Origin of the sequence: Commensalibacter intestini A911 (genome assembly GCF_000231445.1) — a bacterium.
Taxonomy (GTDB): Bacteria; Pseudomonadota; Alphaproteobacteria; order Acetobacterales; family Acetobacteraceae; genus Commensalibacter; species Commensalibacter intestini.
This window is the reverse complement of record NZ_AGFR01000003.1, coordinates 755,394-772,227: the sequence shown is the minus strand read 5'-3', so window position 1 is coordinate 772,227 and position 16,834 is coordinate 755,394. Positions and strand designations below refer to the sequence as shown.

General features: G+C 37.4%; 16 protein-coding genes. 11 read left to right on the top strand and 5 right to left on the bottom strand.

Annotated features, from left to right (window positions below):
* Positions 1 to 10: 10 nt before the first annotated feature.
* From CIN_RS03885 to CIN_RS03870, 4 genes are all read right to left on the bottom strand, one after another.
* Complete coding sequence (locus tag CIN_RS03885; protein WP_008853754.1) at positions 11 to 1,741, bottom strand: ABC transporter permease; 1,731 nt, start codon at positions 1,739 to 1,741, stop codon at positions 11 to 13.
* Between the two features lie 105 nt (positions 1,742 to 1,846).
* Positions 1,847 to 2,305 (bottom strand): dUTP diphosphatase, encoded by a 459-nt coding sequence (gene dut, locus CIN_RS03880; protein WP_040363762.1) that lies wholly within the window; start codon positions 2,303 to 2,305, stop codon positions 1,847 to 1,849.
* A gap of 18 nt (positions 2,306 to 2,323) precedes the next feature.
* Entirely contained in the window at positions 2,324 to 3,526 is a 1,203-nt protein-coding gene (gene coaBC, locus CIN_RS03875; protein WP_008853752.1) for a bifunctional phosphopantothenoylcysteine decarboxylase/phosphopantothenate--cysteine ligase CoaBC, read from the bottom strand.
* Between the two features lie 32 nt (positions 3,527 to 3,558).
* The gene (locus tag CIN_RS03870; RefSeq protein WP_008853751.1) at positions 3,559 to 4,329 is read right to left on the bottom strand and encodes a class I SAM-dependent methyltransferase; all 771 of its coding nucleotides are present in this window, start codon (positions 4,327 to 4,329) and stop codon (positions 3,559 to 3,561) included.
* A gap of 29 nt (positions 4,330 to 4,358) precedes the next feature.
* On the opposite strand from CIN_RS03870, the gene mutM reads away from it, so the two are divergent.
* The 10 genes from mutM (at position 4,359) to surE (ending at position 15,277) form a co-directional block, all read left to right on the top strand.
* Positions 4,359 to 5,207, top strand: coding sequence for a bifunctional DNA-formamidopyrimidine glycosylase/DNA-(apurinic or apyrimidinic site) lyase (mutM, locus tag CIN_RS03865; RefSeq protein WP_008853750.1), 849 nt, complete (start codon positions 4,359 to 4,361; stop codon positions 5,205 to 5,207).
* A gap of 115 nt (positions 5,208 to 5,322) precedes the next feature.
* Positions 5,323 to 5,592, top strand: coding sequence for a 30S ribosomal protein S20 (gene rpsT, locus CIN_RS03860; protein WP_008853749.1), 270 nt, complete (start codon positions 5,323 to 5,325; stop codon positions 5,590 to 5,592).
* A 228-nt stretch (positions 5,593 to 5,820) separates the two neighbouring features.
* Positions 5,821 to 7,329: a chromosomal replication initiator protein DnaA gene (dnaA, locus tag CIN_RS03855; protein ID WP_008853748.1), complete on the top strand. Its 1,509-nt coding sequence runs from the start codon at positions 5,821 to 5,823 to the stop codon at positions 7,327 to 7,329.
* A gap of 95 nt (positions 7,330 to 7,424) precedes the next feature.
* Positions 7,425 to 8,552 carry a DNA polymerase III subunit beta gene (gene dnaN, locus CIN_RS03850; protein ID WP_008853747.1) on the top strand — a complete coding sequence of 376 codons (1,128 nt, stop codon included), beginning with the start codon at positions 7,425 to 7,427 and terminating at the stop codon, positions 8,550 to 8,552.
* A gap of 31 nt (positions 8,553 to 8,583) precedes the next feature.
* Positions 8,584 to 9,690, top strand: coding sequence for a DNA replication/repair protein RecF (gene recF / locus CIN_RS03845; RefSeq protein ID WP_008853746.1), 1,107 nt, complete (start codon positions 8,584 to 8,586; stop codon positions 9,688 to 9,690).
* Positions 9,691 to 9,797: 107 nt separating this feature from the next.
* A complete protein-coding gene (gene gyrB, locus CIN_RS03840; protein WP_008853745.1) occupies positions 9,798 to 12,251 on the top strand; it encodes a DNA topoisomerase (ATP-hydrolyzing) subunit B in 2,454 nt (817 codons plus the stop codon).
* 113 nt (positions 12,252 to 12,364) lie between these two features.
* The gene (gene nrdR / locus CIN_RS03835; protein ID WP_040363761.1) at positions 12,365 to 12,823 is read left to right on the top strand and encodes a transcriptional regulator NrdR; all 459 of its coding nucleotides are present in this window, start codon (positions 12,365 to 12,367) and stop codon (positions 12,821 to 12,823) included.
* A gap of 41 nt (positions 12,824 to 12,864) precedes the next feature.
* The gene (nusB, locus tag CIN_RS03830; protein WP_008853743.1) at positions 12,865 to 13,383 is read left to right on the top strand and encodes a transcription antitermination factor NusB; all 519 of its coding nucleotides are present in this window, start codon (positions 12,865 to 12,867) and stop codon (positions 13,381 to 13,383) included.
* Between the two features lie 8 nt (positions 13,384 to 13,391).
* The gene (gene thiL / locus CIN_RS03825) at positions 13,392 to 14,351 is read left to right on the top strand and encodes a thiamine-phosphate kinase (protein ID WP_008853742.1); all 960 of its coding nucleotides are present in this window, start codon (positions 13,392 to 13,394) and stop codon (positions 14,349 to 14,351) included.
* 164 nt (positions 14,352 to 14,515) lie between these two features.
* A complete protein-coding gene (surE, locus tag CIN_RS03820; RefSeq protein ID WP_008853741.1) occupies positions 14,516 to 15,277 on the top strand; it encodes a 5'/3'-nucleotidase SurE in 762 nt (253 codons plus the stop codon).
* A 46-nt stretch (positions 15,278 to 15,323) separates the two neighbouring features.
* Here surE and CIN_RS03815 read toward each other — a convergent pair whose 3' ends face one another.
* The gene (locus CIN_RS03815; protein WP_040363760.1) at positions 15,324 to 15,782 is read right to left on the bottom strand and encodes an MlaD family protein; all 459 of its coding nucleotides are present in this window, start codon (positions 15,780 to 15,782) and stop codon (positions 15,324 to 15,326) included.
* Between the two features lie 157 nt (positions 15,783 to 15,939).
* Between CIN_RS03815 and CIN_RS03810 the strand changes: the two genes are divergently transcribed.
* Entirely contained in the window at positions 15,940 to 16,782 is an 843-nt protein-coding gene (locus tag CIN_RS03810; RefSeq protein ID WP_008853739.1) for an undecaprenyl-diphosphate phosphatase, read from the top strand.
* The last annotated feature ends 52 nt before the right edge of the window (positions 16,783 to 16,834 follow it).

The window sequence follows — 16,834 nt, the reverse complement described above, 5'->3', positions numbered from 1 at the left end:
TTTTTTCCTCTTAAGAGAAAGATAAGCGACGTCGAGCAAATTCATAAAGAGGATGCCAAACTATACGATTAAATAAAATAACAAAGGCAGACATGATCACCATGCCCAAACCAACTTGGAACGTGTTTCCAGCGATTGTTGCTTCAGCAATATAAGATCCTAGACCTTCCGCAACCAAAGTTTTATCACCCCAACTGGCAAGCTCTGCCGCAATCGAAGCATTCCATGCCCCACCACATGCTGTCAAAGCCCCTGTGATATAATAAGGGAAGATTGCAGGCAACATCACTTTTGACCACCACAACCATCCTTTAATATGGAAAGTCTTCGTTGCTTCACGCAAATCACCAGGGAAAGTAGACGCTCCACCAACCACATTAAAAAGAATATACCATTGGGTTCCCAAAATCATTAAGGGGGTTAGCCAAATATTGCTACTTAATCCAAAATGAACAATTCCAACCACAAAGAATGGAAAGAATAAGTTGGCAGGGAAAGCTGCCATAAATTGGGCAACAACTTGTGTTCTTTTTGCCCATTGTGGTCTTAATCCCAACCAAATTCCAGCCGGCACCCAAATAATCGTCGCAACCGCAATCATGGCGACAACACGAAATAGCGTCAAACATCCTAACCAAATAACATGAATAACTTCACCAAACGTTAGCTGATCATGAATAGATAAATAAATATAATATGCCGAAAAAAGCCCAAGCAAACATAAAAAAGCAACATAAATTACATCAACTGTTTTAGTTGACATAATCTGGTGTGATTTAGAGATACTGAAAGGTCTTTTGCCAATCGGTAACGTTGCAATCATATGAGAGAACTTCTCAATATAATCCGTTCCCCAACGCAAAAAGCTGGTTCGATGCATTAAACGCAACATCCAAGGCGTTGTATCTGTATCACTATTTGTTGTTTCAAAGCGGAACTTTGCAGACCATGCAACTAATGGACGGAATAATAATTGGTCATATGCCAAAATCACACATAACATAGCCCCGATTGCATAAAAAATAGCTGCTAAATCTTTATGTGCAATGGCAGTGCCAACGTAAGAACCTATTCCAGGCAAGGTAATATTTGTATCACCAACGGTAATAGTTTCTGAGTAAACAATCATAAACCATCCACCAGACATGGACATCATCATATTCCAGATCAATCCTGGCATTGCGGCTGGAACTTCCAACTTCCAAAAACGTTGCCAACTGGTTAACCCAAAACATCGAGCTGCTTCATTCATATCTTCTGGAATGGTCTTTAAAGATTGATACATACTAAAGGCCATATTCCAAGCTTGGCTGGTAAATATAGTAAAGACAGCAGCCAACTCAACCCCGATAATTTGTCCAGGGAATAACCCCATAAAAAAGACAACAGTAAAGGTCAAGAAACCTAAAATTGGTACTGATTGTAAGATATCTAAAATCGGCACCAAAATCATTTCTGCACGTCTACTTTTCGCTGCGACAACCGCATAAGTAAACGTAAAAATTAAAGATGCAAAAAGCGCTGCAAACATACGTAATGTTGTGCGCAAGGCATATTCTGGTAAATTAATTGGATCCAGACTAATAACCTGCGCATTTTCTGCGCTGATTGGTTGTATTACATGCCGCGTTGCCGATGCAATGGCAACCCCAAGTGCAATCACACACAGGATTGTAATAACATCAAATAGATTCGGTTTTGCCCGAGCAGCAACGCTGGCGGGGATATTTTCTCTTGCCATGAAACCCGCCTTTATCCTTATATAATGATAGATTGAAGAAAAGTAGTGATGGTATGTTATCAAAACAAGACAGCAGCACCTAAGTTTTCATAATATTAATGAAAACTAATGGCCTGTGCTGCCGAAACCACCACCCGATCGTTCGGTGTCATCTAATATATCAGTTTCTTGCCATACGCCACGCACAACGGGGGCTAGTACAGCTTGTGCAATACGCATTCCACGCTCTATAAAAAAAGCGTCTTTACCCGTATTTAAAATAATAACTTTAATTTCCCCGCGATAATCTTCATCAATCGTACCTGGAGAATTCGGAACAATAATGCCATGCTTTAACGCCAAGCCTGAGCGTGGGCGAATTTGCAATTCATACCCCACAGGCAAAGCAATTTGCAAACCCGTTGGAATTAATATTCTTTCATTAGATAAAAGCGTAATGGGCTCATCAACAGCTGCCAATAAATCCATACCTGCTGCACCAGCAGTCGCATAAGAGGGTAATGGTAAATCTTTGGCATGTGCCAACCGTTTTACCAAAATAGTAGGGTAGGGTGGTAATGTCATAACGTTACCCCTTATGGTTTAATGATTAAAAAACTCAATGATTTCTTTAGTTAATAAACGACCAATCTCTTTTTTATCGGCGCGTTTAAAATGTTGCTTACCAGAGGATGACAAGATTGTCACCTCATTTTCGACTCCTCCCATGATTTTTGTAGCTGGGCTAACATCATTCATCACAATCCAATCACAGTTTTTCCGTTTTCTTTTGCTTTCCGCATTCTCTAACAAATCATTAGTTTCCGCAGCAAACCCAACAACTAACTTAGGTCGACGAGAGTCCTTCTGGGAAATTGTTGCTAGAATATCTGGATTAATTGTTAATTCAAAAGAAGGCGTTTCTGCGCCACCTGTTTTTTTAATTTTTTTGGTAGCAACTGTTTTTGCTCGCCAATCAGCCACTGCTGCGGTCATAACGGCAATATCAACAGGAAGAACTTGTAAACAAGCATGCAACATTTCTTGAGCTGTTTGAACTGACACAAGACGAATATTATCCGGTAGAGGCAAAGCAACCGGCCCAGACACTAATGTCACATCTGCCCCAGCATCACGTAGACTTTCAGCAATGGCATAACCTTGTCGACCAGAAGAATAGTTTCCTAGAAAACGGACTGGATCAATGGGTTCATAGGTAGGGCCTGCTGTTACTAAAGCTTTTTTTCCTGATAATGCTTTGGACGTATTAAAAAAGTTTTGAATATGATGCAACAAGGTTTCAGGAGCAACCAAACGACCATAACCATACTCTCCACAAGCCATATCCCCTTGATCAGGGCCGACAAAATGAATGCTTCGAGCTTTTAATGTCTCTATATTTTCTTGCGTTGCTGCATTCTCCCACATTTGAACATTCATTGCAGGTGCTACAAAAATAGGCGTAGAGGGTGGGGTTGCAAGCAATAATGCGCTTGCCAAATCATCCGCCAATCCAACACGCATTTTTGCCATTAAATCTGCACTCGCAGGATAAATCACCACCATATCCGCCTGTCGCGTTAAGCTAATATGTTCAATTTCATTCGTTTTTGTTAATTCAAATAAATCTTGATAGACCTCTTGTCCGCTCAATGTTTGCACTGAAAGGGGTGTTATGAATTGTTCTCCACCTTTAGTAAGAATGCATTTTACATTCATTTCTTTAGAGCGAAATAATCGTATCAATTCAAGGGCTTTATAAGCGGCGATACCACCACTAATAATTAAAAGAATATTTCTTTTCACGCTTTAAGCCCCTTAAAACAACATCACTAAAATTAAATCCGCCATCCTGAATGGATTGCAGCAATACCTCCAGAAAGATTCTGATAAGTAACGCGTTCCAATCCAGCTTCTTCCATCATTCCTTTTAATGTTTCTTGATCAGGAAACATCCGAATACTTTCAGCTAAATATTGATAACTATCACCATCTTTGGCGATGATTTCACCAAGGCGAGGAAGCGCTTGAAAAGACCATGCATCATATAATGGACGCAAAATAGGAATAATCAATTTAGAGAATTCTAGACATAAAAAACGTCCACCTGGTTTTAAAACACGGCGAGCTTCTGCTAACACTTTGTCTTTATGCGTACAATTACGCAATCCAAAAGAAATGGTTACTCGATCCACAGAACGATCAGGTAAACAGATTTGTTCGCCATTCACACAAAAAAGATTAATGTTTTTAACATAACCTTTATCAAAAGCACGACTTTGCCCAACACTTAACATACTATAATTCACATCTGTCAAATAAGCAGGGCCACCACCACGTTTTAACCAGCCAAATGTAATGTCACCTGTACCGCCTGCTAAATCTAGCAATTTAAGATTCGGTCTTGGGGCAAGTTCTTGAATGAAAATTTGTTTCCAAACACGATGAATTCCCAAAGACATCAAATCATTCATCACATCATATTTAGAGGCCACACTATCAAATACAGCCTTAACCATTGAGGATTTTTCGTTCTCATTAACTTTACGAAATCCAAAATCTGTGACTTGATCTTCTTCACCAGAAGAATGATTGTTATTATTATTCATGTTCATAAAACTATTTTTTAGAAAAACCTATGCCAGAATTACCCGAAGTCGAAACAATTAAACGCGGATTAGAAAACAATCTAACCAATCAGACAATTATATCTGTTCAACGTCACCGTGATACATTGCGTCAACCAATCCCAAAAGAACTAGAGTCTGTTATTACGCATGCCAAAATGATTCATTTTACCAGACGTGGTAAATATATCTTAATCGAGCTAAATAACCAACAAACTATTTTATTTCATTTGGGAATGTCTGGAAAAATGATTGTCCGTCCAAATATCAAAGACGAACCCATTGTAAAACATGAACATTTTACACTGATCACTAAAGAAGAACAAAGACTCAGCTATATTGACCCAAGACGTTTCGGGATGATTGATTTATTTCCAAGTGAAGAAAATCACACTTTATTAATACATATGGGGCCAGAGCCTTTGGGAGATGATACGCATCAACATAAATTATTCCTGCATCTACTAGAAAAATTAAAGAACAAAAAACAATCCATTAAAGTTACTTTGTTAGACCAACATATTATTACAGGACTTGGTAATATTTATGTCTGCGAAGCTTTATTGCTTGCTGGTATTTCCCCACTCAGAGAATCAAAGACACTCACTAAAATAGAAATCCAAAGAATAATTCAAGGTATTCAAACAATTTTAACCCAAGCCATCGCAGCTGGCGGATCGAGTATGCGCGATTATGTTCATGCCAATGGTAAAAAGGGATATTTCCAAATGCAATGGAAAGTATACGGAAAAGAAGGGGAGTTTTGTTTAAATTGTTTGACAAAACAAAAGAAAAGCGTAATAAAACGAGTGGTTCAGGCAGGAAGGTCGAGCTTTTATTGTGATATATGTCAAAAATAAAAGAGTTTTTTCTTGACGGGACGCGAATAAGAGATTAAAAATCTGACATTAATTAGTATATCAATTTGATTGATATTATGTTTGTATTAATAGAAAAAAGTTAAACAGGAAATCCATGGCGAATATCGCATCTGCGCGTAAGCGTATACGTCAAACGTTAAAACGTACCGAAAGAAACAAGGCTCGCAGATCACGAGTACGTACATTTGTCAAAAAAGTAGAAGAAGCAATTTCTGCTGGTAACAAAGAAGAAGCTGTTGCAGCTCTTCGTGATGCTCAACCAGAAATGCAAAGAGCATGTGGGAAAGGCGTTGCACACAGAAACACTGTTGCACGTAAAATTTCTCGTCTATCTCACAGAATTAAAAGCCTTGTCTCTGCTTAATCCTGTGTAAAGTAAAATAATAGATAAGCAAAAGGCTATATCAACCTTTTGCTTACTCTGTTTATGAAGCTCAGAAAAGAAGCCGACGAATGTTCTCATTCATCGGATTTTTTTTGTCTAATGACATAATAAAATTATTTGAGACTTTATAAAAAAAATGAAGAGGTGTATCTTAAGCACTCTACTCATTATCTGACTTCAAACCCAAGAACTGAGCCACCTTAGCCAATGTCTGATTTTACCGAAGAATCTAACGAGTTTACTTTATCTTTAAAAGATGCAGATCCTGCAACCTTGAAATCTATCTTAGAAATTCATTGGGAGAGAATTTGTAGCCGTTTAAAAATAGAAGTCGGTGAAGTTGAATATCGCACATGGTTACAGCAAATCACTTTAGGTGGAATAGAAGAGGATGAACTCACCCTTTATTTACCTACTCGTTTTTTAAGAGATTGGGTACGCTCTCAATATAATAGCAAGTTAAATCAACTTTGGAATAGTGAACTCTCACAAATCCGTCGTGTTGAGCTCGCACTATCAGCACCAGCCGAAACAACAAGTATTCCTTCAGAAACAACCATTGCAAACGAAGAAATAGCAGCTACACAAACAATATCTGAAGATATTACTATACCTCAACAAGCAGCCCAAATAAAAAATACTCCTCAAGTTGTAACAGCTACGGATTCAAAAGAAGAAGAAAGTAAACTTCCGACACAAACACAACTCGATCCACGCTTTACATTCGATAATTTCATTGTCGGCAAACCAAATGAATTTGCATATGCGTGCTCCAGACGTGTTGCAGAACGCCCTTCAAGCCCTGGATTTAATCCATTATTCTTGTATGGTGGTGTAGGGTTAGGTAAAACTCACTTAATGCACGCGATTGGTTTTGAACTAGCAAAAGCAGGAAATATTTCTGTCTCTTATATGTCTGCAGAAAAATTTATGTATCGCTTCATTGCTTCTATTCGCTCACAATCTACGATTGAATTCAAAGAAGAGCTTCGTTCTGTTGATGTGTTAATGATCGATGATTTGCAATTCTTGATTGGTAAAGATAATACACAAGAAGAATTCTTTCATACATTTAACGCTCTAATTGATGCAGGCAGACAAATCATTGTCTCTGCTGATAAATCTCCGTCTGATCTTTCCGGATTAGAAGATCGTCTTCGCACACGTCTCGGATGTGGGATGGTTGCCGATATTCATGCAACAACATATGAATTACGAATTTCTATCCTAGAAGCAAAAGCTGCTTCTGCAAATGTCACGATCTCCCCTAAAGTAATGGAATTCTTAGCCCATAAAATCACAACAAACGTTCGTGAGCTTGAGGGTGCGTTAAACCGTTTGATTGCACATGCTAATCTTTTTGGCCGTCCCATCACCTTAGAGGCCACTCAAGAGGTTCTACACGATATCTTAAAGTCCCATGAACGTCGTGTAACCATTGAAGAAATCCAAAGAAAGGTCGCTGAACACTGCAATATTCGTCAAACGGACATGACTTCTGCACGCAGAGCCAGAGCTGTGGCTAGACCAAGACAAATTGCGATGTTCCTAGCAAAACAACTAACCAGTCGTTCTTTACCTGAAATTGGCCGTAAATTTGGCAATAGAGATCATACGACTGTGATGCATGCCATCAGTCGAATTTCAGAATTAATTGAAAAAGACAGTGCTTTTGCTGAAGATGTCGAACTATTACGCAGAATGTTGGAAAGCTAATTCATTTTTTAATGGAAATTAGCCAAAATTCCTGATAAAAGATAAAGATTCATAGCATATTTAAATGTTTACATATTACAGATAGGTCATAGTCAATGAAGCTGAAGGTTGATCGTACTATTTTACTTAAAGCCCTGGCACATATTCAAAGTGTTGCAGAAAAACGCAATACGATCCCCATTCTTGCCAATGTTTTAATCGAAGTTCAAAATGGGCTGATGACATTAACCGCAACAGATATGGAAATTGCAATCGTTGAAAGCATTCCTGCTGAATCTTTAGAAAATGGTTCTGTTACTGCACCAGCATCTGTTTTATATGAAATTGTTCGTAAACTTCCCGATACTGCACAAATCGAGCTGACACATACCAGTGATGATATGCCGCTTTCTTTACGTGCAGGAAAATATGCAACCAGTTTAAACGTATTAAGTGTTAACGAATTTCCGTCAATGACCTCTGGTGAGTTTCCTCATCAGTTTAATATTCCTACAGAAACGCTAAAAAAACTCATTGAACAAACACGTTTTGCAATTTCAACCGAAGAAACTCGTTATTATCTCAATGGTATTTACTTACATATTATGGAAACGAGTGAAGGGGAGAAAAAACTTTGTGCCGTCGCAACTGATGGGCATCGTTTGGCTAGAGTAGAGAGTATCATGCCAGAAGGTTCTGAAAACATTCCTGGCATTATCATTCCTCGTAAAACCGTTTATGAAGCTTACAAACTTCTTGAAGAAGCAAATGATACAATTGAATTATCTGTTTCTGAAACCCGTATTCAAATTAAATTCGGTGATATTACCCTAACATCAAAACTAATTGATGGCACATTCCCTGAATATGAGCGCGTTATTCCTAAAAATAATACAAAGATTTTACGTGTTAGTAAGAAAGATTTTGCAACTGCAGTCGCTCGTGTAGCCGCAATTAGCATGGAGCGTTCTAAACCTGTAAAATTATCTTTGGATAATAATTCATTAATTTTATCTGCAAGCAGTGTAGATCAAGGGAATGCCAAAGAAGAACTTGACGATACGCAAGTTCAATATGATGGTGGCCCATTGGAAATTGGATTTCAAGCACGCTATTTAAATGATATTACCGATCAAATTGATAGCCAAGTTGAATTTGTATTAGCAGATAACTCCGCACCAACCATTGTTCGTGATGTTGATGATATGTCTGCATTATATGTTCTTATGCCAATGCGAGTTTAATGTTTAACGTTGTTACTGTGTAAAGTTAAGGATGACATCACTTCTTCGTCTTACCTTAACCAACTTTCGTAATTATGACCGATTGGTTTGGTCACCCAACGCTCAAAAAACTGTTGTTTATGGAGCAAATGGAAGTGGCAAAACCAATCTACTCGAAGCTTTATCTTTATTGGTTCCTGGCAGAGGGTTAAGAAAAAGCCGTGTTGAAGATCTTGCTCAAATAGGTCGTCAACACCAGGGCTGGGGGATTATTGGACAATTTTCCCATCCCATGATGAGTGATATTGAAATCGCCACAGGATGTATATCCAACTCGAATAAAAAACAATTTCGATTAAATGATACACCAGTCCGTAGCCAGCATGAAATTTCTCAATATTTATCAGCTGTCTGGTTAACCCCACAAATGGATCAATTATTTTCAGAAAGCGCAGGCGGACGCAGACGTTTTCTGGATCGTTTAATTATTACAATGGAAAATTTTCATACCAAAGAAGTCTTTGCTTATGAAAAATCTATGAGTCAGCGCAATAAGCTCCTAGCTCTGAAAAATTTTGATCCTCACTGGCTTAACGCAATTGAAGAATCTATGGCTAGACATGCTGTTGCTATCACCGCAACACGCAATACCTTTATCCAACAAATGAACCAACTCACAATTATTGAAGGCGCTTTTCCTGAGGCCACTTTAAAATTACAATGTCCAATTGCGGATCGTTTATTAAAAGAACCTTCTTTGGTTGTGGAAGATTTCTTACGCCAACAATGGCAAAAAGACCGCTTCTCAGATGCTGAGAACCGCTCAACGCGTTTTGGGATACATCGTGCAGACGTATTATTTATCGAAAAAAGAACTCGAACGCCCGCTAACTTAGCAAGTACTGGCCAACAAAAAGCTTTATTAATCGGAATTATCTTAAAATTAACCGAATTAATCAAAAGCCAAAACATTAATTTACCTATCTTATTGCTGGATGAACCTTTGGTTCATTTAGATGAAAATCACCGAAAAATTCTACTTTCAACCTTATTAAATCTTGAAAGTTTCACCATCTTAACGGGCACAGATCGCTCCTCTTTTGAACAATGTGCTGGAGAAGCAGAATTTTTGCAAATAAATCATGGAAAAATCATGTGAATATTTCCTTTTTTCTTTAAAATCTGCTATGGTTTTTCTAACTTTTAAATCTATCTATTTTATTTAATAAAGATAACGACTTTGTTATCCTCGGAGCCTTATCGATTATGGTCACCCCACAAAATCCTTCACAAGATTCATCTCAAAATACAGCCGATAATGATGAATATGGCGCATCTTCTATTTCAGTATTAAAAGGACTAGAAGCCGTCAGAAAAAGACCTGGTATGTATATTGGTGATACAGATGATGGATCTGGATTACACCATATGGTTTTTGAAATTATTGATAACGCCGTTGATGAAGCTCAAGCAGGATATGCAGATGCGTGTACCTTAACTTTAAATGCTGATGGCAGCATTACTGTTAGGGATAATGGACGCGGTATTCCAACAGATATTCATCCAGAAGAGGGAATCAGTGCTGCCGAGGTCGTTTTAACAAAACTCCATGCTGGTGGAAAATTCAACCAAAACTCTTATAAAGTTTCAGGGGGATTACACGGGGTTGGTGCTGCGGTTGTGAATGCTCTATCCGAGTGGATGGAAGTCAGAATTTGGCGAAATGGCAAAGAGCATTTTATTCGTTTTGAAAATGGTGATACAACATGCCCGTTAAAAGAAATTGGCCCTAGTGATGAACCCACAGGCACCGAAGTTACGTTTAAAGCAAGTCATGAAGTTTTTACCCATGTTACTTTTGAGTTAGGCATTTTAACCCGCCGCCTTCGTGAACTCGCTTTTCTAAATTCTGGCCTTAAAATTAGTGTTACCGATGAGCGTGAAGACGAAACAATTACTGATCATTTTCATTATGAAGGTGGTTTAGAAGAGTTCGTTAAATGGATGACAAGAGCAAAGAATAACCTTATTGAACCTATCAATGGCGATGTTTACCACGAAAAAAGCAACATTAAAGTAGAATGTTCTTTGGTCTGGAATGACAGTTACAACGAACAAGTTGTTTGTTTTACAAATAATATTCCACAAAAAGATGGTGGAACTCATCTAGCTGGTTTTAGACAAGCATTGACACGCGTTGTTACAAAATATGCTGAAGGCATAATGAGTAAAAAAGAAACAGTGGCGTTAACTGGAGATGATATGAGAGAAGGGCTGACCGCTATTCTTTCTGTTAAAGTTCCAGATCCCAAATTTTCCTCACAAACTAAAGACAAACTTGTTTCTTCCGAAGTTCAACCTGTCGTGCAAGGTTGTATTGCTGATGCTTTGGGGCATTGGTTTGAAACCCATCCCAAAGAAGCCAAGATCATTATCTCTAAATCTCTTGATGCTGCATCTGCTCGTGAAGCGGCACGTAAGGCTAGGGAACTAACCCGTCGTAAAGGCGTTTTGGATATTTCTTCTCTGCCTGGAAAACTAGCTGACTGCCAAGAAAGAGATCCTTCAAAATCTGAAATCTTTATTGTTGAGGGAGATTCTGCTGGTGGAACTGCAAAGCAGGGAAGAGACCGTCGTTTCCAAGCAATTTTACCATTAAAAGGTAAAATCCTAAACGTCGAACGCGCACGTTTTGATAGAATGTTAAATTCTGCTGAAATTGGCACATTAATTACAGCTCTGGGCACTGGTATTGGACGTGGTGAAGTCGATCAAGGCGGGTTTTCTATTGAAAAACTACGCTATCATAAAATCGTCATCATGACAGATGCTGACGTTGATGGATCTCATATTCGCACCTTATTACTCACATTCTTTTTCCGCCAAATGCCAGAACTTATTGAAAAAGGTTACATCTATATTGCACAACCACCTTTATATCGTGCAAAACGTGGAAATGATGAACGTTACCTAAAGAATGATGATGCATTGGAAGAATATTTACTTGGCAAAGCCATGCAAAATGCATCTTTAGCTTTTTCTAATGGAAATAGCGTTGCAGGCGATGCGCTAACAGCTGGAGTTCTGGAATACGCAAAAATCACTCAAAAACTACAATCTTTGGAAAAGCACGCACCTTTATGGATCTTAGAACAAGCCGTTATTAGTAAGTTCTTACATGCTGATCCTGCAGAATCACAACAATATCTTGAAGATTTCCAAAATAGATTAAATGCTTTATCTTTGCCAAATGAGCAAAGCTGGAAAGTTACCAGTGATGATACTGGTATTGGTATTGGTCGAACAGTTCGTGGCGTTGGAGAAAACTATTTCATTCCAGCATCTGTCCTCAAAGGCAGAAACATTCAATGGATCAATACACATCAAGATTCAATGGCTCGTGACTTCCACGAAAGTGCAACTTTAACCATTGATAATAAAGAAGAAAAAATAAGCGGGCCAAGTGGTGTATACGAAAAACTACTAAATTACGGAAAAAAAGGTCTTGCGATCAACCGCTTTAAAGGGTTGGGGGAGATGAATGACGATCAACTCTGGAGCACAACCTTAGACCCATCAACAAGAACCTTATTACAGGTCAAAGTTGGAGAGAGTGAAGATGCAGATCAAGTCTTTACGACCTTAATGGGAGATGTGGTTGAACCAAGAAAAGAATTTATTGTAAATAATGCACTTAAAGTAGCAAATTTAGATATTTAAGTTTAAATATAAAATGAATGATTGTTTTGATAGATCATTCATTTTATATAATATTTTAAATCATAATAATTTATATATAATACAAAATTAAATCATAAAGGTTTATAGTAAATATGTTCTGTCCCTTTTGTGGAAACGAAGATACCATGGTAAAAGATAGCCGTTCCACAGAAGATGGAACCGCTATTCGTCGCAGGCGTGTTTGTACTAAATGTAATGAGCGATTTACCACTCTTGAACGGGTTCAAACAAGAGAGTTAATGGTCTTAAAACGTAGTGGGCAACGGGTACCTTTTGATAAAGAAAAACTCATTCGTTCAATTGAACTGGCAACACGAAAACGCCCAATATCAGCAGAAGTTATTGATCAAATTGCTAATAAATTGGAAAAACAATTTGTTGATTCTGGTGAAAATGTTATTTCATCAGAATCAATTGGCAGAACAACGATGGAGATTTTAAAAGATATCGACAAAGTAGCCTATGTTCGCTTTGCCAGCGTATATTCTGATTTTAAAGACGTTAAAGATTTCGCAGAAATTCTGCAAACAATGGAACATCACGATAAATAATAATTTTACTAAACAGTAAAGAACTTCACTTTAGGTTAAAAATGAATACGAATTCACAAACAGTCAAACGCCCCAGAACTTTAACCAGAATAGCCGTAATTCAAGCGTTATTCCAATGGGAGCAAGGGACTGAAAAAGCTGCTAATTTAATTATTGAACAATTTTTACTGTATCGAATTGATCCCCAATGTAATGAAGAAATTTACAATGATGGAAAAGCATATATTCCGAACACTAATTTATTTAGAGATATCATTCGGAACTTTGTCCATCAACACTCTGAAATTGACATCATTTTAACCAAAGCTTTACCTAAAGATTGGCCTTTACATCGTCTTGATCCAATTATCAGAGCGATCTTAAGAGCAGCAATTACAGAACTATTAAGTGACGCCAGTGAACCACCAACAAAAGTAATCATCAATGAATATATTGATGTCACCCATGCTTTTTGTGACGGCGATGAATCCTCATTAATTAACGGAATATTAGATACTATTGGACGTCAACTACGTCCAACAATACCATCTGCACCAGATAGTGTATCTGACAATACATAGATTTCATCATGGATAATTCTTTAGCTCCAGAATTCCAATTTATTCACCAATATATAAAAAAATTGGCAGGAAAAGGAGCTTTAGGATTAACTGATGATGCAGCATTATTATCAGTTGAACCGGAGTATGAATTAGTATTGACCGCAGATGCTATGGTAGAGAACGTTCATTTCTTTGCCAATGATCCTGTCGATTTAATTGCTCAAAAATTACTCCGTTGTAATTTATCAGATTTAGCTGGTATGGGCGCAAAGCCTATTGGATATCTTTTAACGGTTTCTTTACCTAAACACTGTTTCAATCGAACGTGGTTTGAACAATTCACCAATGGTTTACAAAAAGATCAAGAACAATTTCATATTTCTTTATTAGGCGGAGACACGACAAGCAATCCTAGTCATATGTTTTTTTCACTAACAGCTATTGGAAAAGTTTTAAAAAACAAAGCGCTTCGTAGAAATAATGCTCAAGCAGGGGATGGTATTTGGGTTAGTGGCACCATTGGTGATAGTGCTCTTGGTTTATTAGCTTTAAAAAACGAAATTGAAGATAATGATGGCTTCTTAACACATCGTTACCATTTACCACAACCACGTTTAGAACTAAACCTAACAGACATAGCCTCAGCAGGAATGGATATTTCTGATGGTTTAGTGCAAGATCTTGGGCATTTAGCACGGGAAAGCAAAGTAGGGGCTATCATTTATACAGACTTAATTCCATTATCCAAACCTGCACAGAAACTAGGACATCAACATTTAGAAACTTGTTTAACCGGCGGTGATGATTATGAGTTGTTATTAACCATACCCGCGCATAACGAAACACTGGCAATACAACAAAGTAAAAAAGCAAATATTCCTTTAACTAAAATTGGCTATTGCACAGAGCATAAAGATTCAATTCAGTTTATAGATCATCAAAAACGGATCATGCAATTTCAACATACAGGATGGAGCCATATTTAATGCCATAACCATTTATTTGCTTTCTTCTATTATATCAGTTGGCATAATATATATTATACGTTTTTTATCACAATCAAAATATTCGCTGCATATTCATGACATAATCAATAAATCTATGTTAAAATCTGCCTTATATATTTTATTTTATATTAAAAGGAAATTTTATGTCTTATCTCTATGATCGTGTATTATTAACGAATGATGATGGCTTTGATGCACCTGGAATAAAAATCTTAGAGAATATAGCCTCTAAAATCGCCAAAGAAGTATGGATTGTCGCCCCTGACAAAGATCAAAGTGGCACCTCTCAATCGGTCAGTATTCATAATCCCCTACGCGCAATCAAAAAAGATGAACGTCATTTTGCTGTCTCTGGCACTCCTGCAGACTGTATCGTCATGGGATTAAGAAATTTAATGCCTCATAAACCCGATCTCATTTTATCTGGTGTTAATCGTGGTAGCAATCTAGGTTTAGAAACCATCTTTTCTGGTACTGTTGGTGCAGCCATGACAGGATGTTTATTAGGTATTCCATCAATCGCATTTAGCCAGAATTTTAGAGATGGGCATGATCTTTATTGGGAAACTGCTTATCATCACGGACCAGAAGTTCTCCGTAAGCTTGCGACATTACCTTGGCAACAACCAAGAACTTGTCTAAATGTCAACTTCCCTGATTGCCCTTCTGATGAAGTAAAATCAATTGAATTTACAACACAAGGTGTTGGATATATTGAAGATATTAATGTGCTTTCTAAAACAGATACGCGCGAAGTTCCATATTATTGGTTAACTTTTGATCGTCCTATCAAAGATGATTTGGCAAATACAGAAACTCAAGTTGTTAATAACAACTCTATTTCTATCACTCCCCTCACCTTTGACCGTACAGATCACGCGCTTTTAAAATCACTCAAATCATAATTTAATATTTAGGGAAAGCTAACCCTTTCCCTAAAAGAAACAATGGTTATTTAGATGATAAATTACCACTATTGAAAATATAATTACTAATTTGCTGTTCGATACTCGCATAAGGTTGGGTATTCGTTACAAAACTATCTGGTTTTAAATATTCTTTCGATGTTCCTGGGTGAACCATAATAGATCCACTGTCGGTCATTCCTACCGAACCAATACTAAAGCTACTATCTTTGGGAAGTTTAATCGATTTATTCACTTCTAGACTGACATCTGCCATAAAAGTCTTTGTATTTAAATCGATAGAACGAACGACACCAATTGGAACTCCTGATAAAATTACACTGCCACCAGGCTCTAATGTATTAGCAGAGTAAAACTGAGCTTTGATGGGATATTTATCTCCTTTAACCCCAAACATTGTCATTTTTGAATAAGAGTAAAAGCCAATTGCAACCACGAGTACGAATCCGCTGGCTATATATGCGCTTACTTTATTGCTTTTCACTCTAAGAGTCCTCATATTGTCATAAATTTTATAGTTATGATTATATTCATATAAGATAAAATACGATATAGTCATTATAAGATTTTATATTCGATTATTTTATCTTTTAGAATATTTATATCAAAAATACAAATACGTACAGCACGGATCGGTATCTATGTCATTCCTTCAGGCCATTTTTATTGCAATTTTACAAGGTGCAACCGAGTTATTCCCAGTCAGTAGCCTTGGACATGCAGTTATCATTCCCGCTTTATTGGGATGGGTAATTAGCCCTCAAGACCCTACTTTCTTACCATTTATCGTCATGCTACATTTTGGCACAATGTTTGCCTTACTAATTTTCTTTTGGAAAGACTGGCATGCTTTAGTTCGCGGAGTCTTAGGAAAAGACGGAAATGCCATTAGAGAACAAAGTATTTACATTCTTTTGCTTCTCATCATTGCAACCTTGCCTGCCATTGTAATCGGTGCTGTTTTAGAAAGTTTTATTCGTCAGCTCTTTTCCACACCTGACATGGTTTCAATCTTTTTGATTCTTAACGGCATCATGTTATTTGTCACCGAAAAACTTAGAAAGAATACGATACAAGCTTCAACTATTTCTATTGCTGAGCTTACTCCAAAAGATGCTCTTATTATCGGATGCTTCCAATGTTTGGCCTTCTTCCCTGGTTTATCTCGCTCTGGCGCAACAATGGTTGGTGGCGTTATGCGTAAACTATCTTATGAAAACTCTGCTCGTTTTTCTTTTTTACTTGCTTTACCTGTAATTTTTGCTGCAACCATTCATCAAACTTGGAAGATCTATAGTCATCAAATTCCTATCGAAAATACAGGCACCATCTTTATTGCCACAATTATCGGCGGCATCACAGCATTAATTAGTACAGCAATTCTAATGAGATATTTTCGAAATCATGACAATATGGCACTGACCCCTTTTAGTTTCTATTGTATTGCATTGGGGTGCATTAGCTTTCTTGTTTTCTTATTTTAACTCTTTTAAACAGAGCTTCTTTTAAGTTAATAGAGAAGCTCTTTAGCAACGC